Annotated in this window: 23 protein-coding genes; 13 read left to right on the plus strand and 10 right to left on the minus strand. The window is 41.4% G+C overall.

Features of this window, described 5'->3' with window-relative positions:
* Nucleotides 1-102: 102 nt before the first annotated feature.
* The 7 genes from mqnE to ABJL82_RS05805 form a co-directional block, all read right to left on the minus strand.
* A complete protein-coding gene (gene mqnE, locus ABJL82_RS05775; RefSeq protein WP_347273832.1) occupies nucleotides 103-1,224 on the minus strand; it encodes an aminofutalosine synthase MqnE in 1,122 nt (373 codons plus the stop codon).
* Nucleotides 1,225-1,829: 605 nt separating this feature from the next.
* Nucleotides 1,830-2,972, minus strand: coding sequence for a restriction endonuclease subunit S (locus tag ABJL82_RS05780; RefSeq protein WP_347273775.1), 1,143 nt, complete (start codon nucleotides 2,970-2,972; stop codon nucleotides 1,830-1,832).
* Nucleotides 2,969-4,534, minus strand: a complete 1,566-nt coding sequence (locus tag ABJL82_RS05785; protein ID WP_347273776.1) for an N-6 DNA methylase — start codon at nucleotides 4,532-4,534, stop codon at nucleotides 2,969-2,971. The genes ABJL82_RS05780 and ABJL82_RS05785 overlap by 4 nt, the downstream gene beginning before the upstream one ends.
* Nucleotides 4,535-6,013 (minus strand): Fic family protein, encoded by a 1,479-nt coding sequence (locus ABJL82_RS05790; RefSeq protein WP_347273777.1) that lies wholly within the window; start codon nucleotides 6,011-6,013, stop codon nucleotides 4,535-4,537.
* Between the two features lies 1 nt (nucleotide 6,014).
* A complete protein-coding gene (locus tag ABJL82_RS05795) occupies nucleotides 6,015-6,188 on the minus strand; it encodes a hypothetical protein (protein ID WP_347273778.1) in 174 nt (57 codons plus the stop codon).
* Nucleotides 6,189-6,293: 105 nt separating this feature from the next.
* Nucleotides 6,294-6,713 (minus strand): PIN domain-containing protein, encoded by a 420-nt coding sequence (locus ABJL82_RS05800; RefSeq protein ID WP_347273779.1) that lies wholly within the window; start codon nucleotides 6,711-6,713, stop codon nucleotides 6,294-6,296.
* 3 nt (nucleotides 6,714-6,716) lie between these two features.
* Nucleotides 6,717-7,043: a hypothetical protein gene (locus ABJL82_RS05805; RefSeq protein ID WP_347273780.1), complete on the minus strand. Its 327-nt coding sequence runs from the start codon at nucleotides 7,041-7,043 to the stop codon at nucleotides 6,717-6,719.
* A 1,574-nt stretch (nucleotides 7,044-8,617) separates the two neighbouring features.
* Between ABJL82_RS05805 and ABJL82_RS05810 the strand changes: the two genes are divergently transcribed.
* Both ABJL82_RS05810 and ABJL82_RS05815 read left to right on the plus strand, forming a co-directional pair.
* Nucleotides 8,618-9,301, plus strand: coding sequence for a glycosyltransferase family 2 protein (locus ABJL82_RS05810; protein ID WP_347273781.1), 684 nt, complete (start codon nucleotides 8,618-8,620; stop codon nucleotides 9,299-9,301).
* Nucleotides 9,302-9,359: 58 nt separating this feature from the next.
* Nucleotides 9,360-11,000 (plus strand): glycosyltransferase family 39 protein, encoded by a 1,641-nt coding sequence (locus ABJL82_RS05815; protein ID WP_347273782.1) that lies wholly within the window; start codon nucleotides 9,360-9,362, stop codon nucleotides 10,998-11,000.
* A gap of 41 nt (nucleotides 11,001-11,041) precedes the next feature.
* Here the strand turns inward: ABJL82_RS05815 and ABJL82_RS05820 are convergent, their stop codons facing one another.
* Nucleotides 11,042-11,236: an inositol monophosphatase family protein gene (locus tag ABJL82_RS05820; RefSeq protein ID WP_347273783.1), complete on the minus strand. Its 195-nt coding sequence runs from the start codon at nucleotides 11,234-11,236 to the stop codon at nucleotides 11,042-11,044.
* Between the two features lie 469 nt (nucleotides 11,237-11,705).
* Between ABJL82_RS05820 and ABJL82_RS05825 the strand changes: the two genes are divergently transcribed.
* Together ABJL82_RS05825 and ABJL82_RS05830 are read left to right on the plus strand one after the other, a co-directional pair.
* Nucleotides 11,706-12,137: a peptidylprolyl isomerase gene (locus tag ABJL82_RS05825; RefSeq protein ID WP_347273784.1), complete on the plus strand. Its 432-nt coding sequence runs from the start codon at nucleotides 11,706-11,708 to the stop codon at nucleotides 12,135-12,137.
* 25 nt (nucleotides 12,138-12,162) lie between these two features.
* Nucleotides 12,163-12,549, plus strand: a complete 387-nt coding sequence (locus ABJL82_RS05830) for an Ig-like domain-containing protein (RefSeq protein ID WP_347273785.1) — start codon at nucleotides 12,163-12,165, stop codon at nucleotides 12,547-12,549.
* Here the strand turns inward: ABJL82_RS05830 and ABJL82_RS05835 are convergent.
* The gene (locus ABJL82_RS05835; protein ID WP_347273786.1) at nucleotides 12,530-13,648 is read right to left on the minus strand and encodes an XdhC/CoxI family protein; all 1,119 of its coding nucleotides are present in this window, start codon (nucleotides 13,646-13,648) and stop codon (nucleotides 12,530-12,532) included. The genes ABJL82_RS05830 and ABJL82_RS05835 overlap by 20 nt on opposite strands.
* 154 nt (nucleotides 13,649-13,802) lie before the next feature.
* On the opposite strand from ABJL82_RS05835, the gene ABJL82_RS05840 reads away from it, so the two are divergent.
* The 9 genes from ABJL82_RS05840 (at nucleotide 13,803) to ABJL82_RS05880 (ending at nucleotide 22,081) form a co-directional block, all read left to right on the plus strand.
* The gene (locus ABJL82_RS05840; protein ID WP_347273787.1) at nucleotides 13,803-15,050 is read left to right on the plus strand and encodes an FAD-dependent oxidoreductase; all 1,248 of its coding nucleotides are present in this window, start codon (nucleotides 13,803-13,805) and stop codon (nucleotides 15,048-15,050) included.
* Between the two features lie 204 nt (nucleotides 15,051-15,254).
* Nucleotides 15,255-16,202 (plus strand): UDP-glucuronic acid decarboxylase family protein, encoded by a 948-nt coding sequence (locus tag ABJL82_RS05845; RefSeq protein WP_347273788.1) that lies wholly within the window; start codon nucleotides 15,255-15,257, stop codon nucleotides 16,200-16,202.
* 176 nt (nucleotides 16,203-16,378) lie between these two features.
* A complete protein-coding gene (locus tag ABJL82_RS05850) occupies nucleotides 16,379-16,951 on the plus strand; it encodes a flavodoxin family protein (RefSeq protein WP_347273789.1) in 573 nt (190 codons plus the stop codon).
* A gap of 27 nt (nucleotides 16,952-16,978) precedes the next feature.
* Entirely contained in the window at nucleotides 16,979-18,487 is a 1,509-nt protein-coding gene (locus tag ABJL82_RS05855; protein WP_347273790.1) for a phosphomannomutase/phosphoglucomutase, read from the plus strand.
* The gene (locus ABJL82_RS05860; protein ID WP_347273791.1) at nucleotides 18,487-19,344 is read left to right on the plus strand and encodes a HEAT repeat domain-containing protein; all 858 of its coding nucleotides are present in this window, start codon (nucleotides 18,487-18,489) and stop codon (nucleotides 19,342-19,344) included. Before ABJL82_RS05855 ends, ABJL82_RS05860 begins: the two co-directional genes overlap by 1 nt.
* Nucleotides 19,345-19,504: 160 nt before the next feature.
* Nucleotides 19,505-20,014, plus strand: coding sequence for a UpxY family transcription antiterminator (locus ABJL82_RS05865; protein ID WP_347273792.1), 510 nt, complete (start codon nucleotides 19,505-19,507; stop codon nucleotides 20,012-20,014).
* Between the two features lie 68 nt (nucleotides 20,015-20,082).
* Entirely contained in the window at nucleotides 20,083-20,655 is a 573-nt protein-coding gene (locus tag ABJL82_RS05870; RefSeq protein ID WP_347273793.1) for a winged helix-turn-helix transcriptional regulator, read from the plus strand.
* Nucleotides 20,656-20,805: 150 nt separating this feature from the next.
* Nucleotides 20,806-21,522, plus strand: coding sequence for a sulfite exporter TauE/SafE family protein (locus tag ABJL82_RS05875; protein WP_347273794.1), 717 nt, complete (start codon nucleotides 20,806-20,808; stop codon nucleotides 21,520-21,522).
* A 316-nt stretch (nucleotides 21,523-21,838) separates the two neighbouring features.
* Entirely contained in the window at nucleotides 21,839-22,081 is a 243-nt protein-coding gene (locus ABJL82_RS05880) for a hypothetical protein (protein WP_347273795.1), read from the plus strand.
* On the opposite strand, the gene ABJL82_RS05885 is transcribed toward ABJL82_RS05880, so the two are convergent.
* Nucleotides 22,065-23,810, minus strand: a complete 1,746-nt coding sequence (locus ABJL82_RS05885; RefSeq protein WP_347273796.1) for a carbon starvation CstA family protein — start codon at nucleotides 23,808-23,810, stop codon at nucleotides 22,065-22,067. The genes ABJL82_RS05880 and ABJL82_RS05885 overlap by 17 nt on opposite strands.
* Between the last annotated feature and the right edge of the window lie 503 nt (nucleotides 23,811-24,313).

Genomic DNA, 24,313 nt, shown 5'->3' on the forward strand with positions numbered 1-24,313 from the left:
ATTAGAATTTGTTTCGTATTTCGTGCTTCGTGTTTGTTTGGTTCTGGCTATGCCAGCTTGGAGGTGGTTAAACCATTACAACATTTCTTGTGTATCAGTAACTCAAACTCCCTCCAGTACTGCATCCCGGGGTTTTCCTGTCACGGGATTGTAGAGGGTGTCCCTTTCAACGGGTTCACGCCCTGCCTCCCTGATCAGTCGAATAATTTCAGTTACGGAAAGCGCTTCAGGTGTATTTGCTCCCGCGGCATGGGTGATCTTTTCCTCCTGCACAGTGCCGTCAATATCGTCCACCCCGAAACTGAGGGAAATCTGGGAAAGTTTTATGCCCAGCATGATCCAGAACGCCTTGAGGTGGTCAAAATTATCAAGCATCAGACGGCTGATAGCGATCACCTTAAGATCAAGCATAGCGGTAGTGTTTGCATAAAAAGACAATTCAGTGTTTTGGGGGTGGAATGCGAGCGGGATAAAAGACATAAACCCGCCTGTTTCATCCTGCAATTCCCTAAGTTTTATGAGATGATTGACTCTGTCTTCCGGTGTTTCCACATGACCATACAGCATAGTGGCATTGCTCCTGAGGCCTAGATTGTGGGCTTTCCTCATTACCTGAAGCCATCTTTCCCCGCTGATCTTTTCCGGGCAGAGTTTTTCCCGAACCTGTGGAGAGAACACCTCTGCGCCTCCTCCGGGAAGAGAACCCAGCCCAGCCTCTTTCAGTTTTTCCAAGGTATCCGTTACGGAAAGCCCTGCAATTTGGGACAGGTGTTCAATCTCTACGGCAGTAAATGCCTGTATGTGAATATCGGGATGTTTTTCGTGAATTGCATTCAGCATTTCGACATAAAAATCAAAGGGAAGTTCAGGGTGCAAACCGCCCACTATGTGGAATTCCGTTGCTCCCTCCAGCGAAGCAGCGGCGGCTTTGTCCATGATTTCCACCATGTCCATGGCGTATCCGTTGGGGTCTTCCTGTTTTTTGCTAAACGCACAAAACTTGCACTGATTCTTGCAAATGTTGGAATAATTGATATGGCGGTTAATGATATAGTATGCCGTGTTGCCGTTCTTCCGCTCCCGGATGCTGTTGGCAACAAGGCCTATATGAAGGAGATCATTCGATTTGAAAAGCCGTACGCCGTCTTCAAATCCTAAACGTTCCTGCTGTTCCGCCTTTTGAAGAATGTCATAAATAGAAGATTGTTTTAAAAGCCGTTCCATCATTGAAAAAATATCAGAAATGTACTTTTAAATCAAGGACTATAGTAATGCTCTGCAAAAACCTTTTTTTGTAAGTTTTTGTAGATTGAAGATTGTTGCCTGAATCTTTCTCCAAATAGACCGCTTCCGTGTGTGCGGTGAATTTTTATCAAATCGGCATCAGTGATTGCGGATTGCGGCGGGTTCAAGTTTGCAAACCTGAACCCGCGAATGTAGTTTCCAGCGCCAGTATGTTCCCAAAAGTAGCGGCAAGGCATGCCTTGCCGCTACTTTTGGGAACAAGAACGAAAAATTCATGTAGTGCGACTAGGTTCGTCGTACTATTTGAGTAGACCTTATTCCTTATCGCACTGCTTTTTTTGGTGCGACGAACCTCGTCGCACTACATGAATTTAGGGTAAAGTCTCGCCTTTCCCTTAAGTCTGTATGAAAACCTTTTAACATTTTTTCCAAAGGCTCACGGATTTTATCTTTTGGAGAGTAGGCTAAAAATTCAAAAATTGCTGTTATCCATTGACGAGTGATATTGTTTGAGGGCGTATTATACAATTCGTTAATAAGGTACGGAAGTATTTGCAATTTCATATCATCACGTACAAAAAGTCTTAAAACTTCCTTCTGACTTTTTTGTTTATACACATCTCCCCGTGAAATGCCTTCTGGCTCAGACAGCCATACAGATTTTCCAACTCCTGTAAGCTTTGTTTGTATTGCTCTTTTAACGCTTCTGTTTTTTCTACGATTCGGGCAAATTTGGTTTGGAGTTCGAGGGGTGGTTTTATCATTTTTATTTTCTCAAACTCACCTTTGGTTAATATTTTCTTCATTCCTTTTGAAGCATGATTTTGAATATACTTTTTGGAGATTTTAAATAACCAATACAAATACAATGGCTCAACGTCCTTATTTGGTTGAATGGCATTTATCTGTTGATTGAAAGAAACAGTTCTGTCTGTTAATGCGGCTCTACCAACTGATTCAATGCTTCCTGCTATACAAGCAACAAGTAATGAACCGCTACTTGCTGTCCTTGCATTCTTTAATCCTCTTTCTGATAAGCATTCTACTGCCTTTATTACATAAGTATTGTCTGAGGTTATATTATCTGTTTTAATCCATTCGATAAAATTCGAAGAATAGTTATCAGGGTTTTTTCTTGATGGAGTGTTTCCAGTTATGATTTCACCAAAATATTTAAGCTCTACTTTATCAAATTTTTTCTTGTTACATGATACTTCACCAAACATCTCCAAAAAGGTGCTTTTCAAAAATTCATCCAGCAGGCGGATGCTTTCTTTGCGTTGGGCTATAAGATTTTCGGCTTTGCTTAATAGGTTGGCGATGTGGAGTTGGTATTCTTTGCTTTCAGGAATATCTAAAACTATTTTACTTAAACCCTCTCTGGTAATTTGTGGTTGGGCCGCACCTGTAATAACATCTTTAAAACCTCTCCTATTCAATGCATAATACAGAAACTTTTGGTCAACATCTTCACTAATATTGTCCAATGCCATTGCATTAGATGTGATGTAGGATTTTGGTTCTGTACTATTTATTGTTCCACATGTTGCACCTCTACAAGTAATCGCTAAAGTTGGAAATTGATGATTGTATTCTTTGTATCTTCCTATAATTCCATTGGCTCCATAAACAGGAAATCCTTCCGTTGACAATTCTGAAATCGGTAGGTTCTTCCATTGCTTAAGCTTGGAAATATCAGTAAGTCTTACTTTTTTCCACTTCATCATACAAACTCCTTTAATTCAGCCAAAGCTTTTTGAATAGCGGCTTCAATAGTTTCCAATTTCCCGAAAATCACATTCGGCTTTTCATAGCTTACTTCTTCATATACCTCTTCTTTGTAGGTGCTCAGGTTCAGGTCGTAGTTGTTTTCTGTAATTTCTTTTTTCGGCACCATAAAGTATTTCAATTTTCGGTCGGTGTCTTTCTTGGCATCCCGTTGTTTAAGGCGTTGCACAATGTCGTGCAAATCGCTGTCGGCAATTTTATTACGCTTGTCGTCCAATGTGTAGCCGTCTGCCTGCATATCGTAAAACCACACGTTGTTGGTTTCACCGCCTTTTGTAAAAATCAAAATAGCTGTGCTTACTCCTGCGTATGGTTTAAATGCTCCGCTGGGTACAGCTATCACGGCTTTCAGTTCGGCTTTTTCAATAATCAGTTTCCGCACGGCTTCAAATGCTTTACCGCTGTTTTGTATTACACCGCTGGGCACAATCACGGCAGCCGTTCCGCCAATTTTCAGCATATTGAACATACGTTCTACAAACAGCAGTTCGGTTTTTGTGGTGGGCAGTTTCAGCCCTTCGTTAATATCGCCTTTATCAATGTTGCCCGTAAATGGCGGGTTTGCCATGATGATGTCGAACTGGTTGTCTTCGTTGTAGCTTTTGCTCAGGGTGTCTTTGTAGTCAATTTTAGGTTCGTCAATGCCGTGCATCATCATGTTCATCAAACTCAAACGCACCATAGTGGTGTCAATATCGTAACCCACAAAACTTTGGTCGAGAATTGTTTTTGCTTTTTGAGTAAGCACGGCACTAATGGCGGCACGTTCAAACCCGTCTTCGTCTTTCTGCAATTTGGCAGGGTCTTTCTTTCTTACCAGGTCGGTTAATATATATTGATAAGCACCCAAAAGAAAACCGCCTGTTCCGCAGGCGGGGTCGGCAATACGTTGTCCCAATTGCGGAGCCACCAGTTCAGCCATGAGTTTGATAATGTGGCGTGGGGTGCGGAATTGTCCGTTTTTTCCTGCCGTGGCAATTTCACTCAACAGCATTTCATACACATCGCCCTGTATGTCCTGAAAAGCATGGCCGCCTTTGGTGGCGTCTTTTTCAATCTCCTTGAAAATTTCTTCCACAATGTTAATGGCAGAGACCAGCAAACTTGCCTTGGGCATAATGAACACCGCATTGGCCATGTGCCTGGTAAAAGGTGATGTTTCTCCGTTCAGGTCTTTCAAAAATGGAAACACTTTCATCTGCACATGTAGCAGCATTTCGTCTGCCGGTTTGTGTTTGAAAACACTCCAACGCAGTTTGCTTTTATCAATGGTTTCGCTGCTGCCCGGAATGGTGAATTTTCCTTTAAAGCGGCTGGTATATTTTTCACCTGTAAACTCCGCATCTCGTTCACGCTTGGCTTCTAAATCGTCCAAACGCTTCATAAAAATGAGGTAGGTAATTTGCTCAATGGCGGTTAAGGGGTTGGCAATGCCGCCTTCCCAGAAGTTTTGCCAGAGCTTGTCTATAAGCGATTTTAATTGTGCGTTGTTTTGGAGCATTTATTTTTTCTTTTTCAATATTTCTTTAAGTGCTTTGCCTTTGGCGGTGAGGCGGTATTTTTGAGTTGGGCTATTGGGTGATTCAGGTTGTGTCATTTCTATCAGCATTTCAATCAGAGCAGGGTTTAAATAGTTATCTCTGAAAGTTTGCCCATGCTTTAAGCCGAGAAGCTGCATCAAATCATTTCGGGAGTGTTCGTTTTCCATCAAGCGTATAAGCGCCTTTACTTGGTCGGTACTTGGTCGGTGCTTGGTCGGTGCTTGGTCGGCGCCTGACCGGTAGAGTATCGTTTTAAAGTCCTCAGCCTGTATAAATCGAGGTTCCAAAAGCCCTGCGGTCAGGCACTTGTCCACGATATCCGTAGTGCCCGTGCCAAGCCGTTCGATATAACCGGCTAAGTACAGCGGTTCGGCAAGCAAGGGGTTGGCCGGGACGGACGTGTGCAATTGTTTCAGTTTTTCAGTTGTCCATCCCATGGGTAAAGCACCGGGGTTCCAAATTTCTATGCGGTCTCTAAACACCATTACCTGCACACTGGCATTGCTGGTATAATCGCGGTGCGCTATGGCATTGACAATGGCTTCGGCCACCGCATCTTTGGGAATTTCATACGAGCCGGGGATGGAAATTTGTTCCACCCGCGTTTCTATGCGATAATCCAATTTGGTAAGAACAAACTCCAATGCCTGGTCAGCTAATTCAAACAATGTTCCCTTAAACACTTTGTAGGATGGGATGGGTTTTTCTACGACAGTTCCGGCAAAAGAGGCGCAACGCACTTCTGAATTGATAAAAAAACGCTGAGGTTCTTTTCCGAAAAGCAATAGAGTCGCATTGGTTATTCTGCCCTCCGCATAAAGATTGAGATGCGTGAGAATTTTCTCCTTAGGTTCTGCTTCACTCAGGGGAAAGCCCCTTTTTAATTGAGCAATCCGCACAAACCGTATTACTTTTTCATTGTCAATATCATCCAGAGTGGCTTTCTCATGAAAGCTGACGTCAAAGGGTCCTGTGCGAATAATTTCTTTTTCTTCCAGATAACGAACCAGTGCAGCATATACCGCAGACTTTAATTCATCAACGGTGTTAAATTTTTTCCGGATCAGCACTTCCTGGGCTTTGTTGATGAGTTGGTTTACTTTGGGGTGTCTTTCGTGGGTTTTATGATCCGTTAGAAAAACGAACCGGGTTTTGTGTAATTCAGTAGCGTGAAGAAACTCCATCTCTGTAGGTGAAATACCGACTTCATTTTCAGAACCGTATTCCTTTCCAAAAATTCCCATATAGATGTCGCTTTGTTCAACTTCATTCAGGTAAAGCGCATCTGCACGTTGATCAATGGCCGGGAGTAGTTCAAAAAGAAAAGGTTCAAAGAATTTCCCCAACAGTGGGTCGGCACAGATGTATTCATGCAGAGCTTTACGCTCCTGCGAAAACTCTGTTTGTACACTACTGATGAATATTTTTCTCTTTGCCATATTATGCCGCCAATACTTTTTCGGTCAAACGTAAAATTTCATCAATCTCTTTTTGATTGAAAATGCCTCTGATTCCTTCGGGGTGTATCATGGTAAAAGGCGATTCGATCAGGTTGCGTTTGCTTACTTCGTTTCTTAGGTGGCGAAAGACACTGTCATAGCCCGCCAATATCACGAAGCGATAATGTTTTCAAGTTGCTGTTTTGGAAGGGGCAAGCTAACCGTTGCTAATCAGCCACGTTGCTTTTTGCGTCGGCTGAATTAGCCTGGCTGGGCTTTCTCATATTATTTCAATTCCCCTTTTAAGACAAATATCACTGAAATCAGCATCGTTGAAAGTTGCTAGCCAGTTAACTTTCACATTAACATCTTCAAGAATCAGTCTCATTAAGCAATCTACCAAGCTTAGAGGACGATTAGCCTGCAATGAAGATGAAAAGCATAATTCCAATGCGCTTTCACGATAGGGTTCGTCACCTAAAAATGTAATGTTTGGCCGCTTAAGATATAATTCGAATTGTTGCAGGGCGCTGCGATTTCTTGATAACCTTGTCCTGAGCGTTTCGTAGAGAGTGGGCCAAGGCAGCACAAGATAGCAAATGTCAAGGTATTCCGAAATCTCCTTAACTTTCTCTTGATGTTGATCTCTTGGATCAAACATCGCAAACCAGATGGATGTATCTACAAGGGTGTACTCCATAGCTCAAATTTCTTCATCTTCAAATTCTGACTCACTGACAGCGTATCCACTCCAGGGGGGCGATTTTCTTGTTCCAAAAATAAAGCGACCTTTCATCTTTTTAGTCTTATTATCGCTCCAAATCACGTATATTCTGGTCTTTTTTGTTATATCAATTGACTCCTTGATGTCTCCTTTGAGAGCCTCGATGAGATCGTCCGAAAATTCGTATTTAAGGTATGCCAAACTATCACCACACTCTACAGCATCGTGCTCATCCAGCCACGTGTAAAATCCTTCGTAATCTCCACGTACACCAAAATCATATGATATCCATATAGCACTTTTCACAATTTTCTCCTTTCAATTGAGTTGCCTAACGCTGCTCAATCTTTTTTTATAAGTGTTTGCCAAAAAGTATGCAAATGAAGATTTTTTTTCATAGCCCTTGTGACATTTGCCTTATGTCTTTTCAGATGTTGAGCAATCAAACTTGCACTGAAATGACCTCAGCATATAATAAGTATCCACAGATACGTGGGGATTAATTTTTCGTAACACTTTAGCTTTTTGAAAAAGTCCGACAATAACGATGTGCCTCATTAATGTAAGGGACAAAACATTGCCATAATCCAGTATAGATGCGTGCTTAGTATCAGGAGCATCCCTGCTCCTGACTACCCGCCATCAAGGATGCTGGCGGTACATTTCTCAAACCGGCAAATGTTTCGCCCATACCTTTTCAAAAAACTAAAGTGTTACAATTTTTCTATAACCATTCTGGAATTACGCCGTAAGAGCATCTTGAAAATAAGCGAGGTTGAGAATGGCTGAGTAATGGCTATCTCCTTATTGAATAAAGTGTTAATGAAAACACAAAACTACAATGATTCGTAAGGATAACATATTTTATGCTGTTCTCAACCCTTATTTTTCAGGCTTTTTTGAGTGGTATTTGAGTGACATTTGCATGGCTTTCCCTGCGATGCCTTACATGCGCAAAAGGAAACCGCCCGTTATCTGGTAGAAGACAAAAAAGCAGAATATATATTCACGGTGAAAGATAATCAAAAAACCATGAAACAAGCCATTCAGGAACTGAATCTCAGTTCTTTTCCCCCCCTCAGCACGAAACAATTGAAAAAGGCCACGTCCGCATAGAAATCCGCAGGATTTGTACCAGCACCGAATTAAACGAATATCTTGATTTCCCCTACGTTAAGCAGGTATTTTGCATTCATAGAATATTTACAGAAGTCAAGACCGGCAAAAAAACCGAGGAAATTGTTTACAGTATTACCAGCCTGACACAACAAAAGGCAAGTCTCAAAACCATTCTTAAGTTTTTCCGCGGACACTGGTCAATAGAACTTGTACTGAGTTTATCGAAGTAAATGGACTTCATTCTGTGCGTGATACCGCTTTCCGTGAAGATCATTCTCAAATACGCACGAAAAATGCCCCTAGGGCAATGGCTTCTTTGAGGAATCTGGTGGTTGGGCTTTTTCATTTTCTCCAGGTAACAAATATTGCAAAGACGCTCAGAAATTTTGCGGCAAGACCTTTTCTTTCACTTCAGATGCTTCGCTGGTAATGTAGAGAACAAAAAAGCCTTTATTTTTTTTACTCTCTCTCTCTCTCTCTCTCTCTCTTTCGTTACTACAGGGATATTCCCGTTACATTTTGTTTGTTTTGCTCATTCTTGCCCATTCTTGCCTATTTACATGAGAACTCTATCGTTTTTTGCTTTCTTCTCCACTTATTGACGGGAGCTTTTGGCGCAAATTCTTGATCCACGTCTTTCGTAGGGTGACTTTGACGTTGCCGTGTCCTTTTTTGTGATATGTGTTGACTTTTTTAAGAAATTAAGATAGGTTCCTGTGCCAGAGCTGTTTTTATGAGACAAAAAACTTTGCCAGAACAAAATGAAACTTTCCATAATAATGCCCGTCTTCAACGAAGAGCAAACGGTCTCTGAAGTAATTGAGCGCGTTAAAGCAATTCCTATTGATAAAGAAATAATACTGGTGAATGACGCATCATCAGACGGTACGTTTGAAATTGTAAAAAAGCTGTCTTCCCGCGATATTAAAATAATTCATCATCCTGTGAATCATGGTAAAGGAGCTGCTATCCGTACAGGCCTGAATATCGCATGCGGCGATGTTGTCGTCATACAGGACGCAGACCTGGAATACAACCCGAATGATTTTCTTCAAATGATTGCGCCAATCAATGAGAAAAAGGCCGATGTTGTATACGGTGTACGTTTGCTCAAAACACAGAAACTGATTATGCGCACAGGCAACAGATTTTTAACCTTTGTGACGAACTTTATATACGGACAGCATTTGAAGGACATGGAAACATGCTACAAGATGATGAGGCGTGAAATTGCCGTAAGCCTGGATCTCGAATGCCGCCGCTTTGATGTGGAGGCGGAAATAACGGCTAAATTGCTGCGTGGAGGATACACAATATATGAAGTTCCCATCAGTTATCATGCACGGTATGAAAATAAGAAACTTACCATGTTTGACGGATTGCCCGCATTGAAAGCGCTATGGAAATACCGGCATTGGAACCCTTGCCCGGATACGCCTCTCTAAAAGAATACATAGTTCAGGATTGTGTTTTGCGAAATTTTATTTTGCGATAACAATGAAAATGGCATACACAGAAGTTGTTCTCAACGGAGAGAATGAACGTTATAAAACCTCTGGATGGGGAATTGTATTAGCTATTACCGGATTTTATTGTCTTTTTTCAACACTTCTTACGGTTGGCAATTACCATTTATCCGGGGACAGCTTTGACTATCTTACCCTTGCGCGGAATATTTTCCGGGGAGAAGGGTTTTCGCGTGTCGGGCAGGTTGAGGTATACCGGCAGCCCGGATATCCTTATCTTATTGCAGGATTTTTATTCCTTTTCCGTGATCTTGAGCTGACAGGGCACGTTGTCTCGCTATTCTGCGGAGCCCTTTCAATTCCCGCAGTATTTTGGGCGGCAAAACAATTTTTACCCGCTCGTTATGCGCTTTACAGCACAGTGCTGCTTGCCGTAAATCCATTTTTTGCTCATGCAGGCTCTGAGGCCTTATCAGAAACCTCGAACGCTTTATTTTCCATTATTGCGTTAGGTTTTCTGTTTGCCGCCTACCGGCAAACAACCTTTAAATCGGTAGTTTCCAGTGTGTTTTTTGGACTCTTTTGTGCTGTCGCGTATTTCTGCAGAAGTGAAAGCCTTCTTCTTCTGCCTGCGGGAATTATTTTCCTGATCGTATTCAAATGGAAAGAACGCTTAAAGTGTTCCCTGTGCGTTATTGCCGCAGTCATTGCGTTAACTGTTGCCTGTTTTCCTTACTGGAATATGTTGAAGACAGCTACAGGTCGTTTCAATCTGGGAGGGAACAGTGTGAACCTGATCTGGTACCAAAGCACGCTGGATAAAAGGCCTCCAAAATCATTTGATCCCGATTGGGCCCCGCGGCCATTTGATCCTTTGTGGCCGTCTGTTACCCATCCTGCGGATTTCAATCCGGGACGCTATGTCAGGCTAAACGCTCCCGAATTAATAAAACGTTATGTGTGTAATACTATCACATACCTGACACCTTTGGCAGAAATACTGTTTTTTGGATTTGGATTTGTTCTGTTATTTTCCGGTATAAGGCGGGGGCCTGGAATTACAAAACAAAATGTATTTCATGGTATATGGGCAGGGCTCTTTCCCTTGCTTACTCTTTCGTTCCGGGCGGGTACAGACCGGTTGCTTATTCCCTATCTTCCTGTTTTTTCCATTTTAATGGCAATTGGACTGCTGGGGATAAGCGAATGGATTCAGGAAAGAATTCCATTTTTTCGCTTTAAATCGCCCACATTGAAAATAATAATCATTATTTTTATACTCCTGTTGCCAATGATAAAAATGACGAGGCATATTGGCCGGGGGGAAAATTGGAGACATTTCCGCTATCGCGACGTTGGCGACTATATTAAAAAAGATTTAAAAGGAGGGCAAAGTATAAAAATTGTAGCAGATGACAGCGCGCCTGCTTTCTTTGCAGGAGGAGATGCGATAGCTATTCCAGACACTACAAAATATAAGAAATTAATTGAACAAATGGATGCTTACGGCGCTCAATATCTCATTGTAACACGGGAAAAATCGCCAATTGGCGGTATAAAAATTCCTGAACTGAAAAACCCTGCGCATCATGATGAATTGAGACTACTCAAAACATTTCCCGGAGAAATAGATTTGTATCGGCGCACAGAATACCATACACCGCTATCTGAAAAGTAGGGGATTCAGGATTTTGTTACCTTACACCATCACCGCAGTTATTATGTAATAGAAGGAATGATAATATTTTCCCCCGTTCCTACAAAAAACTGATTGACCATGTTTTGTTTATTATATTTTAGAGACGAATTGGTTTCTATATCTGTTATTTTCCCATTGCTCTGTTCAACAATTGCCTGTCCCGCTGCCGTATCCCATTCCATTGTAGGGCCGAATCTGAGATAATTATGGGACATTTCCCATATTGCCTGCTTGATCTTGTTGGGAAAATAAGGGAAGTGCCCCCTATATTCCTCCAAAATCCGAAACAATTTCAAAATTACAAATTCAAATGCTCCCCTCCAAACGCCAAACCTCGTTTTTAATTTATTTCATTTTTGCCTGTAATGCCACTTATGCGCTGCAATCTATTTACTTCTTGATATGAATCCAGAGAAATGTTATTTTTTTGTTAATGGGGAAAATGAAGTACATTTCTCTGGAAATCTCTTCCGCATTGTTACCAGGAAAAGACCTGATTATACAGACTAAATCATCGGCTTATCATGCATTCAAATTACGTGGAATAGCACTGCCGGATATTTTTTATTCCTGCCATGTAAAACCTGTCATTTTTCGACTTTGCAAATGGTGAAGGTAATGGTTGGTGATATATTTTAAACTATTTTACTTTTACCCTTAAGTATGAAACGAAAGGAGAAAAAAATGGCACAAGTAAAACCGGGCGATACCATTCATGTTCACTATACGGGCAAATTAAGAGACGGCACGATCTTTGATTCTTCCGTTAACCGTGAACCATTGGAATTTACTGTTGGAGAGGGGCAATTAATTCCTGGTTTTGAGCAAATGGTAGTAGGGATGAATCCCGGCGAATCAAGGACGGCAACAATTCCACAGGGCATGGCTTACGGCCCTTATTATAATGAAATGGTATTAAAGGTGGATAGAAGCCAGGTCCCCGACAACGTAGAACCCAAAGTAGGCCAGCAAATACAAATGCGAAACAATGAAGATGGCAGGGAGATAATTGCGACAATAACGGAGGTCTCTGCGTATAGCGTCACACTTGACGGCAATCATCCTTTGGCAGGGAAAGACCTGACCTTTGATGTTCATCTCGTAGGAATTCTTTAAATGTTTTATCGTATACATGGTGTATATGCCAAAGAAAAATATGTATGAAAAAGCAATTTTTGTTTTAGGCATATTATCTTTTTTCCTCTTAAACTCATGTGCCCAAACGCCTGCCCCCCGCGATGAAATAAATTTGTTTGCAACTCCTTTTAAATTGAACGTACACTCCGGATCGGTAAATAAAGGTTTCATTGAAGTGCTGGATAAACAAGGTATGCCAATTTCAGGTGCAATAATTAAGGTATTCAGCACTTCTCCAGCGGTGGCCGTGGTAAAACCGGAAGAAATTACGACAGACTCTTTGGGAAAAGCCAGTGTATCGATATATGGTATTTCCCCGGGAGGAACGAAAATTATCTTTTCCGCTGAGGGGAGGGATGTTTCGATTGACGTTATTTTTTCGGAACATTAAGGGGATTTGCATTCACTTTTGATGCTTGCATTTTTAACGAACCTCCGTCGCCGCCATAGCGAATCATTATAATTTCCGCCATAATGCTTACTGCTATTTCTTCCGGGGTAACGGCTCCGATATTCAAGCCTATAGGGGCGTGTATTTCTTTGATCTTCTCAAGGGAAGCATCTTCTTTCAAGAGACTTTTGAATATTTCCAGCGATTTCCTTTTGCTGCCCAAAAGCCCGATGAAACGGGCTTGCGTTTGCGTGGCGGCAAACAAGGCCAGATCATCGTAACGATGCCCGCGTGTGGCTACTACTATATAACTATCTTTGGTTAACGGAATATTCTCAAGGCACTTCCTGTAGTTAGAGATGATACATACTTTTGCAGCAGGAAAAACTTCTTTTTGAACATAATCCTTTCGGTCATCCACAATAAAGACGTCAAAGTCCAGCATAGCGGCGATTCGCGAAACCGCCCTGTTTACGTGCCCTCCCCCGATTAGGATAAGTGCTGGCCTCGCCCGAAACCCTTCTATGTATATATCTGTTCCGTCGCTTGCCTGAAAAAATATTTTCTCCCCGTGAAGAGCAATATTTCCGGCAACCCCGATTGCTTCCCTTTCAAGTGTTTCACTACCCAGGCTTCCCTGTTTTGTACCGTCTGCTTTAACAAGAAATTTTGCCCCCGGGACATGTTTCCCTCCTCTATCGTTTACGACTGTTGCAAGGGCAAGAGAGGCGTATCCTTCATAGGCAAGGAGTATTTCTTTTGCAAATATTTCAAAGGAGTGTGGTGTTATCAGGGGATCAATAAAAAAAGACATAGTCCCTCCGCATACCATGCCGTCTCTTGCGGAGAATTCCTCGTTCAAATCATACGTGCGGAGCACAGGCATACCATTCTCCTTCAGGAGTTGTTTTGCCTGAGACCATATTTCCCCTTCTATGCACCCGCCGCCGAGAGCGCCGATACTACTGCCATCCTTGAGGATTAACATTTTTGCGCCGTCTTTTTGCGGGGTAGAACCCTTTGTGCAAACAACAGTAACCAGTACGCAGGGTTCTTTTGTTTCTGCTAAGCGAAGAATTTCTTTAAAAATTTCGTACATATCGTTAAAAGCGTATAAAGAAAAACCCTGTCGGTAATTTATGTGCAGGATGTAAGAATAATTTGATTATAAATAGCTATTATAATACCATGTATTTGGTTTAATTATAATCATAATAACGGCATTTATTTTACGTGAATGTACTGGTGTTTTTATGGGAAAAACATATTTAATTGTGGGCAGCGGGCCTGCCGGTATTACCGCAGCGGAGCGCATACGTAATCTGGACAGTGATGCGGAAATTATCGTAATATCTGAAGAAAAGACCCCCATGTTCTACCGTCCAAGAATTCCGGAATACTCTGTGGGAAAGATAGGCATTGAGGGGATTGTGGTGAAAAAAAAAGATTTTTACGTGCAAAAAAAAATCCAGCTTCATTTAGGAACAAGGGCAACAAAACTTGACAAGAAGAAGAGGGTGGTAGAGACATCTGAAGGGAATATCTATGGATATGATAAACTTCTTATTGCTACGGGAATCTTACCAATAGAACCAAAATTTCCGGGGAGCCGTCTTGAAGGCGTTTTTACTATGCATGATTTGATTCAGGCGGAAAGATTAAAGGTTGCCGTCAGGGACGCAAAACAGGTTGTTGTGGTTGGCGGAGGTCTTTTGGGCATGGATATGGCAGAAGAATTCAGGACAACTGGAATGCAAGTTGTTTTTCTCGTAAGGAGAAATAGTTTAGGCGACCCCTTTTTTGATGAATACGGCGGTAAATTAATACGCGATGAATTTAAGAATATGGGTGTTGAAGTCATTGCCGATGCAGAGGTTCAGGCGCTTGACGGTACAAACAATCAGTTAGCATCGGTACTGTTAAAGGACGGGAGAAGATTTGGCAGTAATCTTTGTTTTATAGCAATAGGCGCAACCCATGCGGTTGACTGGCTAAAAGACAGCGGTTTGAAAATAGAGAATGGCGTTTTGGTTGACAGGTATCTGAGAAGCCACGATGACGATGATGCTATTTTTTCAGCCGGTAATGCGGCGCAAATCATGGATCCTGTTTTTGAAAAACATATTGTTCAAACCAATTGGATCAATGCAATAGCGCAAGGCGACATTGCCGGCAACAACATGGCGGGAGGAGGGCTGAGGAAATATGAGACAACGTCAAATTATTTCAAGCGAGTAGGGGATCTTTTTTTTAATCTTATTGGAACAGGCAATCTACGGATAGAAGGGGGGAAAAGAAATTATTTCAAAGGAAAAACCCCGAAGGAATATGTTATGGTCACGACAAAAGAGGGAAGGGTTGTTGGCGCTGTTGTTTGCGGCCGACACAAAATCACCGTAAAATTAAAAGAATCAATAGAGAAGCAAAATGATTTTTCAAATATGGATAAATTAATCGATCAGGAAGAAAAGAGCATAGAAGACTTGTCAAAATTGTTTTAACTTCTCAATAAATTGAGGAAAACAACCCCCCCAGTCCCCTTTATTAATGGGGAATAAGGTGGAAATTATTATAAAAACCTCAACTTATTGAGAAGTTACAGATTATTTTAACAAGATTTCACGCTTGAATATAAATGGAAAAGCGGTAAAATCCAACGTAACACTATTTAATAATGATATTTGCAGAATTTGGGAGAATATTGATTGAGAACGCTAATAACAGGAGGCGCCGGATTTATTGGTTCGCATCTTTGTGAGTATTTTATAGAAAAAGGGCATGAAGTTCTCTGTATAGACAATCTTTTGACAGGCAGTCCGGATAATATTTCTCATTTAATTGGAAATAACCGTTTCCGGTTTATAAAACACAATGTAAGCGATTATATATACGTAGACGGGCGCATCGATAATGTATTGCATTTTGCTTCTCCCGCCAGCCCCTTTGATTATTTAAATTATCCTATACAAACGCTAAAGGTCGGCTCCCTTGGCACTTTGAACAGTCTGGGGCTGGCAAAGGCAAAAGGGGCGCGATTTCTTCTCGCCTCTACTTCCGAAACATATGGCGACCCCCAGGTACACCCCCAAAGGGAGGATTATTGGGGACATGTTAATCCTGTAGGTCCCAGGGGCGTATACGATGAGGCGAAACGATTTGCGGAAGCAATGACAATGGCATACCATCGATATCACAAGATGGATACAAAAATAGTCAGAATATTTAATACCTATGGGCCGAAAATGCGCATTAAAGACGGGCGTGCCCTCCCAAACTTCATGTGCCAGGCAATAAGAGGTGAAGATATTACTGTATATGGAAACGGCTCACAGACAAGGAGTTTTTGTTTTATATCGGACCTTGTGGAAGGCATTTACCGATTGCTCGTTTCAGAGGAAAATAATCCGGTAAACATCGGGAACCCTGAAGAAATAACGATTCTGCAACTGGCAGAAATGATACTCTCCCTTACTAACAGCAAAAGCAAGATTGTATTTAAGGAGCTTCCCATAGACGACCCGAAAGTCCGGCAGCCGGACATATCCAAAGCCAGAAGCCTCTTACATTGGGAGCCAGGGGTTTCCAGGGATATTGGTTTGCAAAAGACACTAAAATATTTCCAGGACACGTTGAACAAAAACAAACAGCACTAAATTCTATATGCGAATTATCTTCACATATGAATCAAATTTTGGAAGAAATTTCGTGAACCATTGATTGCGCAGATTTTACCAAAGCAATCAACACTACGTGTGGTCCGTGAAATCAGTGGTTTTAATCTGTCCTTATCAATCAGAGGCTTGGCCTCACATATCACTGAGGTATTTTTGTGAAAGTTATTGCGGTCTTTGGCAGTCCTCGCAGCGGTGGGAATTCTGATATAATACTCGACCATCTTATTAAGGGCATTGAAGCGAATGGCATATGCGTAGAAAAGATTATTTTGCGGAATTTGAGTTTCAGCCCATGTATTTCATGCGGAAGATGCATGCAAACGGGGATTTGTGCCGTTAACGACGATATGCAAAAAGTATATCCCCACATTGTTGAAGCTAGTGGCATAATCGTGGCATCTCCAATTTATTTTATGGGGGTGAGCGCCCAGCTAAAGGCATTTATTGACCGTTTTCAGGTATTTTGGTCGCGTAAATATATTTTACATCTACCGGTAAGGAAAGATGGGATTACCGCCAAAGGTTTTTTTATTGCCACTGCCGCGCGCCGGGAGAGTGATGGACTTTTTGCCGGGGCAATAAAAACAATGAAATCCTTTTTTCACGTAATTGACGCGGAATACGCCGGTGATATGCTGTGTTCAGAACTGGAAGAAAAAGGCGCGGTATATAAAAAACAGGCCATCCTTAAACAAGCATTTGATACCGGCAAAACATTATTTATCTGATGTATTAGATTTTAATTGAGTAGTTTTATGGGAAATCAAAAAGGAAAACATCGTTGTCCGGGGGAGCCCTACGAGATCAACGATTCTGTATGTAAAGGCAGGCAAAGGGTAAACTACCCCAAATGTAATGTATGTCTGGAAAAAGTAGAAGCTCAACACGAGACTGAACAATCAAAATCAGAAACAGTGGTATCGGCGGGTATTTTCAAAAGTTATGATATTCGGGGAAAATATCCTTCAGAACTTGATGATCTGACTGCCAGGAAGATAGGGACTTCCATTGCCTTGTTTTTTAAAGAAAACAACCCTCGTTCAAAAAACATCGTTGTTGGCAGAGATATGAGGACTTCTTCCAGGTCATTGGCAAACGCACTTATTGAAGGCATTTGTTCCACGGGAACAAACGTGATAAATATCGGCGTTGTGCCGACGGAAATGACCTATTTTGCCGTGGGTTATTACGGGTATGATGGCGGCGTAATGGTAACGGCGTCGCATAATCCCGCGGAATATAACGGATTTAAAATATGCAGAGAGCAGGCAATGCCGGTCAGTTTTGAATCAGGAATAGAAAGAATCGCAAAATTAACAAAACAATACCATCCGCCCCGCATTGACCAGCTTGGAAAGGTAATCTTAAATAATGTTTTTAAAGATTATAAAAAACATGTGTTGAAATTTGCAAACAACCTAAGACCCCTTCGCATTGTTGTGGACGCGGGAAATGGTATGGCCGGAAAAATCATTCCCTTCGTTTGTGAAGGGCTTCCAATAGAAATTATTCCGTTATATTTTGAACTTGATGGGAGCTTTCCCAACCACGAGGCAAATCCACTCAAACCTGAAAATGTTGAAGATTTGCAAAAAAAAGTAAGAGAGACAAAGGCACACCTGGGGGTTGCCTTTGATGGAGATGCAGACCGGTGTGTTTTTGCAGACGAAATGGGGAGGGTAATAGGATGCGATATTATTACCGCGCTGGTAGCGCAAAAATTTCTTAAACAGGAACCAGGCGCTGCGATTGTATATGACCTCCGGTCGAGCAAGGTTGTTCCGGAAGAAATAAAAGCCGCAGGTGGAATTCCCTGCCGTGAACGGGTAGGCCACGCATACATGAAAGCCGCCTTACGAGAAAAAAATGCACCATTTGGCGGAGAACTTTCCGGACATTATTATTTCAGGGATAACTACTATTCCGACTCGGGGATTATCATATTTTTTTTGATCCTGGAACTTTTAAGTTTAAGGAGGGCTCCTTTTTCCAGCATACTCGCACCACTAAAAAGATATTGTTCCTCGGGGGAAACAAATTTTGAGGTAAAAGAAAAGGATGCGAAATTAGAAGAAATTGTCAAAAAATTTTCTAACGCAAAAATAGACTATCTTGATGGAGTAACCGTTGAATACAACGATTGGTGGTTCAATGTCAGAAAATCAAACACAGAGCCTCTTCTGAGATTGAATATAGAAGGAAAAACACCGGAAATTATGGAAAAGGGAAAAAAAACGCTTATCAGCATTATTAAGGGGAAATAATGTCCACATCTGCCTTTCTTTTTCGGCTTAGTTTTTCACGAATTGCCATGTATGCTGCGATTGCAGTCTTTTTCCTGCTGTCACTCCCTCAACTTATCGGCATAGGAACAAACGCCGATGCGGAGGTCTTTGATATTAAATTTACAAATGGGAAATTATCCGTAAAACTGGACGATACTCCGTTGGAAAAGGTGTTAAAGGAAATTATGGCGCAAAGCGGCGCAAGAATATGGCTGACAGATTCAATTGACACAAAAGTCTCTATGGAATATCAGGATGTTCCTATCAGAGAAGGGATACGCAGGATTTTGAAAGACAAAAATTACGCCTTCAGTTATGATCCCAACGAATTAAAAGAAGGAAAAATATCAATAGTCAGCGCCAATAAATCGAAGGAAATTTACACGCCAACAAGCCAAAAACCACCAGAAAAATTAATCAAACGAAAAGACAAAAAAAAGAAAAAAGATCCCAAGTTTGAAGCGCTTGCCAAAGACGCATTGGAAAATGAAGATGCCGAAAAAAGAGAAGATGCTATAATAGCCCTGGGAGAAACTGAAGATAAAAAAGCAATAGAAATTATCGCTAAAGCATTGGAAAAAGATACAAATGTAGACGTACGATTAAGCGCCATCGATGCATTGCTGGAAATAGATATAGATGACGCATCTATAATAAAACCAATTTCCAAAGCTGCTCTCAGCGACAAAGATCCGTGGGTTCGCGAAAGCGCCGTAGAAGCATTGGGCGAAATAGAGAGCAAGGAGGCTATTGAAATTATTAAGCAGGCGCTTAATGATGAAGATGGCTCCGTTCGGGAAATAGCACAGGAAATTCTGGACGATATAAACAAATAACCATTTTTGTTTTTTATATTGACATTTAACAAATAATCGTTTAAATTAACTAACGTTTATATTTTTAAACAGTAGAAATTGCACAATTTCTCACATCTCCCAATTGTGAGGCCCCGCTCCTCCCGCAGGTTTATTGACCTGCGGGAGGTTTTTTAAAAACATGGAAAAAAACGTTGCCTACTGGTTTGCGGTTCACACAAGATCTCGTCATGAAAAGCAAGTAGATTCCTTCTTAAGGGAAAAGAATATCAGCTCCTTCCTTCCACTAGTGAAAACAATCAGCCGCAGACGGGACAGAAAAAAATTTATTGATGTTCCTCTTTTCCCAGGGTATTTGTTTGTCAATATAACACTGGATAATCTATATGAAATAAAAAGCACACGGGGAGTGGTAAGGATTATTGGCGACGGGGAAGGCTTTATTCCTTCTCCTATTCCGGATGCAGAAATAAACAATTTAAAGACATTGATAAACAGCAATGTTGCGATAGATCCTTACAAATATTTGCAAAAAGGCACGAAGGTTCGGGTTGTTTCTGGCCCGCTAATTGGTTTAGAGGGACTACTGGTCAAAAGGAAGACGAATTATCGCGTTGTGGTTTCTATAGACATTTTGCAAAAATCTACGTCAGCAGAAATTAGCATAGCGGATATTGAATCAATTGATTAGTGTTGCCTCAAATTAATACCAATAATCTTTTTTCAGATTAAAATCAGACAGATAATAAATAAAGATGTATGGCAAACGACGAAGAAATCACACAATATAATATCCTTGAAAAATTGTCGGACAGCGACCGGATTTCCCAGCGCCAATTATCCACGCAGTTGGGCATTAACGTTGCTTCTATAAATTTTGCGATAAAAAAACTTACAAAGAGGGGGTTGATAAAAGTTTTGGGGACAAACCCAAGAAAGATTCGCTATATTTTAACTTCAAAAGGGATTACAGAAAAGACGCAGATTGCCTATAATTTTTTAAACAGAAATTTTCGTTTTTACAAGGCGGTGAGAAAAGATGTTGAAAGCAAGATACAAGAGATACCTTTTAACGGTCAAACTCGTGTTGCACTCTATGGCGTCACAGACCTTATGGAAATTGCGTATTTAGTGATCCAGGATAAAGAATTAGATCTGGTCGCTGTAGTTGATGATGAGATGAAGATTAGAATTTTCGGTTATCATGTCATCGGACTCGAAGAAATAAGTACCTGCTCTCCTGATTACCTGCTTTTAACAAAAGAGCCGGATATTGAGGATGTAAAAAAATATGTACCGGATTCAGTCAAAATTGTAGATATACGTGTATAACGCCTCCCCCCCCGGTTTCTCCGCAGCAAATGCATACCAACGCAGCAGTTCTATTTAAAAATTCCCGGTTTCGTAGTTCAATTCTCTCTTTTGCCATCCTGTCAGTTTGTAAGTTAACTTGCCTAACTTGAGTCAGGAAATAACAATATAATGGAACAATGGCTACTTATTTTATCTTCTGCGCTCATAGCGTCTGTTATGGCTGCAATTGTCGGTACGGGAGGGGGCATAATTTTACTTCCTGTTTTGGTTGCAATATTTGGGGTACGCGATGCTGTTCCGATGTATGCCGTTGCCCAGCTTGTTGGCAACCTGAGTCGAGTTGGATTTAACCGGCGATTTATACAATTTCGTGTCGTTTTTTGGTTTGCTGTCGGAGCCGTTCCTTTTTCCATTCTCGGCGCCTGGCTTTTCACCAAATTGCCAGATACTGGTCTTCTCAGGATTTTGGGTGGCTTTTTAATCTGTTCCGTCATTTGGCGGCATTGGCGCGGACGTCTGATCACAGGATTCCGCCCGCATTGGTTTGCCCCCATCGGATCTATGTTTTCTTTGATTTCTGCAATTTCCGGCAGTGCCGGTCCATTTCTTGCGCCATTTTATCTTTCATACGGGCTCATCAAGGGTGCGTTCATCGGAACCGAGGCTTTAGGGACTGCGGCAATACATGTTGTAAAGCTTGTCTCTTATCAGAGTTTTGGCGCGATTTCATCATCTACCTGGGTCTGCGGGCTTTCTATTTGTCCGGTAATGATCCTTGGCGCCTTCGTTGGAAAGAGCATATTAGAGAGATTGTCTATTCAGGCATTTATGAGAATTATCGAAGCTGTGATTACCGGATTTGGACTATGGTTTCTCATAAAATGAAATTTTGGCAACACTTTGGTTTTTTGAAAACTTACTTGTTACGATTTTTTTTAATATGTGTACGCGGTGTAATCTGTGGTTCCTCTTTCATATTTCGTACTTGTTTGGCACTGGTTTGTCTATGTTATGGTTGGGCGAACTATCGCTAAATTTAATTTAATGTGCTTTATGAATTTTGTATTATATTAAATACATTTTGTTTCATTTTTTTATCCACTGCTAAAAAAAAATTCAATACTCATCAGCATCAATAGTAAACATATGCAAAAAAAAACAATGACCAAAAAAAAGAGAAAATACCTTTGGGGGGGGATTTTTGCCGTCGAAGAAAAAAAACAACCAATGCCGCAAGGCGGCATTCCTGGCAAATGTCGCAGAAAAAAGATATGAGGACGCCCCTGCAATGGCATTGCCGGAACAAAAAATCACTGCCATAGGGAAGATGACTAATTCACTGATTGCGAATAGCGTAGGGGGCGAAGCATTTGCTATAAATTGTCATAAATGCGTTCATACCCAAACGGGCAAATGCTTCGCCCCTACTAAATTGTTACGATAGTTTTCCTGTAGTTCAGTAGTGTTTTTACCGCAACCCAAATAATGCCGAAAGAAAGGCCGAGAAGTACAATATCTGCAATAATAAGCGGCACATTGCCCTTTGGTATAAACTGGCGAACAAGCATTCCAACGAGCATTGTCAGCGTAGTGATAATCATAAATACTGCGGGTATCGCCGTGAGCCATAGATTCCTTCTTTTTGACAACAGCCAGAATGAAATTATTATTAAGGTAAATGCCGCAAGGAGCTGGTTGCTCGTCCCGAAAATTAACCATATATTGCTTACCGTATTTTTGTATGCAAGCCCAATCATTAAACCAACCGCCATCCCCGAATTTACCCAATAATACCCAAGAATCTTCGGTGTGCGTTGAAAAACCGTTCTCCATAATTCTTCAAAAAGATAGCGGTTTAATCTTACGGAGGTATCAAGAGTCGTAATGACAAATCCCTCTAAAAGAAGCATTCCGAAGAGTATCCCTAAAGGCAACGGCAATCCTAGCCCGATGTGAAGAGAGCGTCCGAGCGCAAGGGCAAAGGTTAATATTGGATTACATTTAAATCCTGATTCTTCAGAGGGAAATACAAGCTGTTTATACTGGGCCATATCGAGTCCCATAATAACGGTAATGATAACACAAAGGGCAAGAAACGATTCCAGAAGCATCCCATAATAGCCCACCGTATGCGCAGCGCCTTCGGATTTGATTTGTTTTGCGGTGGTGCCGCCGGCGCAAAGTGCGTGGAATCCGGAAATAGCCCCGCACGCAATAGTGATAAAAAGTCCGGGCCACAGGAAACCGAGATACGATGCGCCTTCTTTCATATTATTTGCGGGGAAATTTACTTCAACACCCCGTATTCCGGATGCGATAATTCCCAGAAAAAGCAATATCAGGCCGATATATAGAAGATGCACATTAATAAAATCCCTCGACTGTAAAAATAACCAGACGGGTACACCGGCCGCAACGATGGTGTACAGGGAAATGAGAAACATCCAGTGTTTTGGTTCCATGGTTATCGGCATATAGATTCCGGCGGCAACCGAAACAATACAAATAAAAATGGCGAAAAGAGAGCATTTTATGACAGAAACGTTGCGTTTAATGTAAAGATAGCCCATCAGCGGCGCAAAAACAGTTACAATAATAACCGACATCGATGCTATTCCGCCTATAAATACTTTGCCCCCTGCTTCATCTGCCCACCGAAAGAATTTCTGGTCTTTGCTGAGACCGATATGTGCACTATCAATGATTGACGTCAGTGCGGTTGCAGATGCGTTGAGAAATGTTGCATTCACCAGAACCAGCATAACGATGGCGAAGGAAATGATCATAACAAACGCAGCCGGGCCAAATGACTTTCTGGCGATTTCGCCAATAGATTTCCCCCCTTCCCGCACACTTATAAAGAGAGCGGAAAAATCATGGACAGCGCCGAAGAATATCCCGCCGAGTAATATCCATAGCCATGCGGGCCCCCATCCGTAGATTAGCGCCATAACAGGGCCTATTATTGGCCCTGCACCGGCAATGGCTGCGAAATGATGCGCAAAAACAATAGGGGTTGCGGTGGGCACGTAATCGCGTCCGTCATTTATTTCTACCGCAGGGGTTTTTCTTCCGGAATCAACTCCCAAGGTATTTGATACGAAACGGGAGTAAAATCTACCCGCCAGCAAAAAACAGACAACGGAAATGCACAGAATAAAAATTGGATTCATTGATATGTTTTTTTATTATATAAGTTCGAAAAAATAGAAGAAACGTAATTTCTCAATAGGTTGAGATTTTTATAATAATTCTTTTACAATGGCAACCTTTTCCAGCAAACTCTGTAATTTTGCCTGTTAATTGATTTTCTATGAATCTCCATAACGTCTCTTATGTACCCGGCGAAATGCCAACCAAAACCGACTTTTTTAACATTCCATTCCACCGCCTTATGATACATGGTAATCATGGCATGGGTATTAACGGCATAGTATCAACTTCGTTTATCTGCGTCAATTAATATCCATCTCACTGCACCACTTATTGTTCTATCAATTCATTATATCGCACTTTCTTCGTATCTTATTGTAAATATAGGGCGTCAAAATTAAAAATAGTTTAATTTCCTTGAATGCCTTTGAATTACAGAAATGACATTTTTTACGCATATATTTATACGTTTTTAAATTGCTTTGATCCCTTGTTATATGCCCCCTTTGCATGCCCCCTTTCA

It is taken from the genome of Candidatus Kuenenia sp. (genome assembly GCF_039794105.1).
Taxonomy (GTDB): domain Bacteria; phylum Planctomycetota; class Brocadiia; order Brocadiales; family Brocadiaceae; genus Kuenenia.

Excerpts from the sequence above, each read along its gene's own strand:
- ABJL82_RS05815 (WP_347273782.1), top strand. The coding sequence starts at position 9,360 with ATGGCATACACAGAAGTTGTTCTCAACGGAGAGAATGAACGTTATAAA.
- ABJL82_RS05800 (WP_347273779.1), bottom strand. The coding sequence starts at position 6,713 with ATGGAGTACACCCTTGTAGATACATCCATCTGGTTTGCGATGTTTGAT.
- ABJL82_RS05860 (WP_347273791.1), top strand. The coding sequence starts at position 18,487 with ATGTCCACATCTGCCTTTCTTTTTCGGCTTAGTTTTTCACGAATTGCC.
- ABJL82_RS05885 (WP_347273796.1), bottom strand. The coding sequence starts at position 23,810 with ATGAATCCAATTTTTATTCTGTGCATTTCCGTTGTCTGTTTTTTGCTG.
- ABJL82_RS05840 (WP_347273787.1), top strand. The coding sequence starts at position 13,803 with ATGGGAAAAACATATTTAATTGTGGGCAGCGGGCCTGCCGGTATTACC.
- ABJL82_RS05855 (WP_347273790.1), top strand. The coding sequence starts at position 16,979 with ATGGGAAATCAAAAAGGAAAACATCGTTGTCCGGGGGAGCCCTACGAG.
- ABJL82_RS05870 (WP_347273793.1), top strand. The coding sequence starts at position 20,083 with ATGGCAAACGACGAAGAAATCACACAATATAATATCCTTGAAAAATTG.
- ABJL82_RS05875 (WP_347273794.1), top strand. The coding sequence starts at position 20,806 with ATGGAACAATGGCTACTTATTTTATCTTCTGCGCTCATAGCGTCTGTT.
- ABJL82_RS05790 (WP_347273777.1), bottom strand. The coding sequence starts at position 6,013 with ATGGCAAAGAGAAAAATATTCATCAGTAGTGTACAAACAGAGTTTTCG.
- ABJL82_RS05785 (WP_347273776.1), bottom strand. The coding sequence starts at position 4,534 with ATGCTCCAAAACAACGCACAATTAAAATCGCTTATAGACAAGCTCTGG.
- ABJL82_RS05835 (WP_347273786.1), bottom strand. The coding sequence starts at position 13,648 with ATGTACGAAATTTTTAAAGAAATTCTTCGCTTAGCAGAAACAAAAGAA.
- ABJL82_RS05780 (WP_347273775.1), bottom strand. The coding sequence starts at position 2,972 with ATGATGAAGTGGAAAAAAGTAAGACTTACTGATATTTCCAAGCTTAAG.
- mqnE (WP_347273832.1), bottom strand. The coding sequence starts at position 1,224 with ATGGAACGGCTTTTAAAACAATCTTCTATTTATGACATTCTTCAAAAG.
- ABJL82_RS05820 (WP_347273783.1), bottom strand. The coding sequence starts at position 11,236 with ATGTCCCATAATTATCTCAGATTCGGCCCTACAATGGAATGGGATACG.
- ABJL82_RS05865 (WP_347273792.1), top strand. The coding sequence starts at position 19,505 with ATGGAAAAAAACGTTGCCTACTGGTTTGCGGTTCACACAAGATCTCGT.
- ABJL82_RS05830 (WP_347273785.1), top strand. The coding sequence starts at position 12,163 with ATGCCAAAGAAAAATATGTATGAAAAAGCAATTTTTGTTTTAGGCATA.
- ABJL82_RS05810 (WP_347273781.1), top strand. The coding sequence starts at position 8,618 with ATGAAACTTTCCATAATAATGCCCGTCTTCAACGAAGAGCAAACGGTC.
- ABJL82_RS05825 (WP_347273784.1), top strand. The coding sequence starts at position 11,706 with ATGGCACAAGTAAAACCGGGCGATACCATTCATGTTCACTATACGGGC.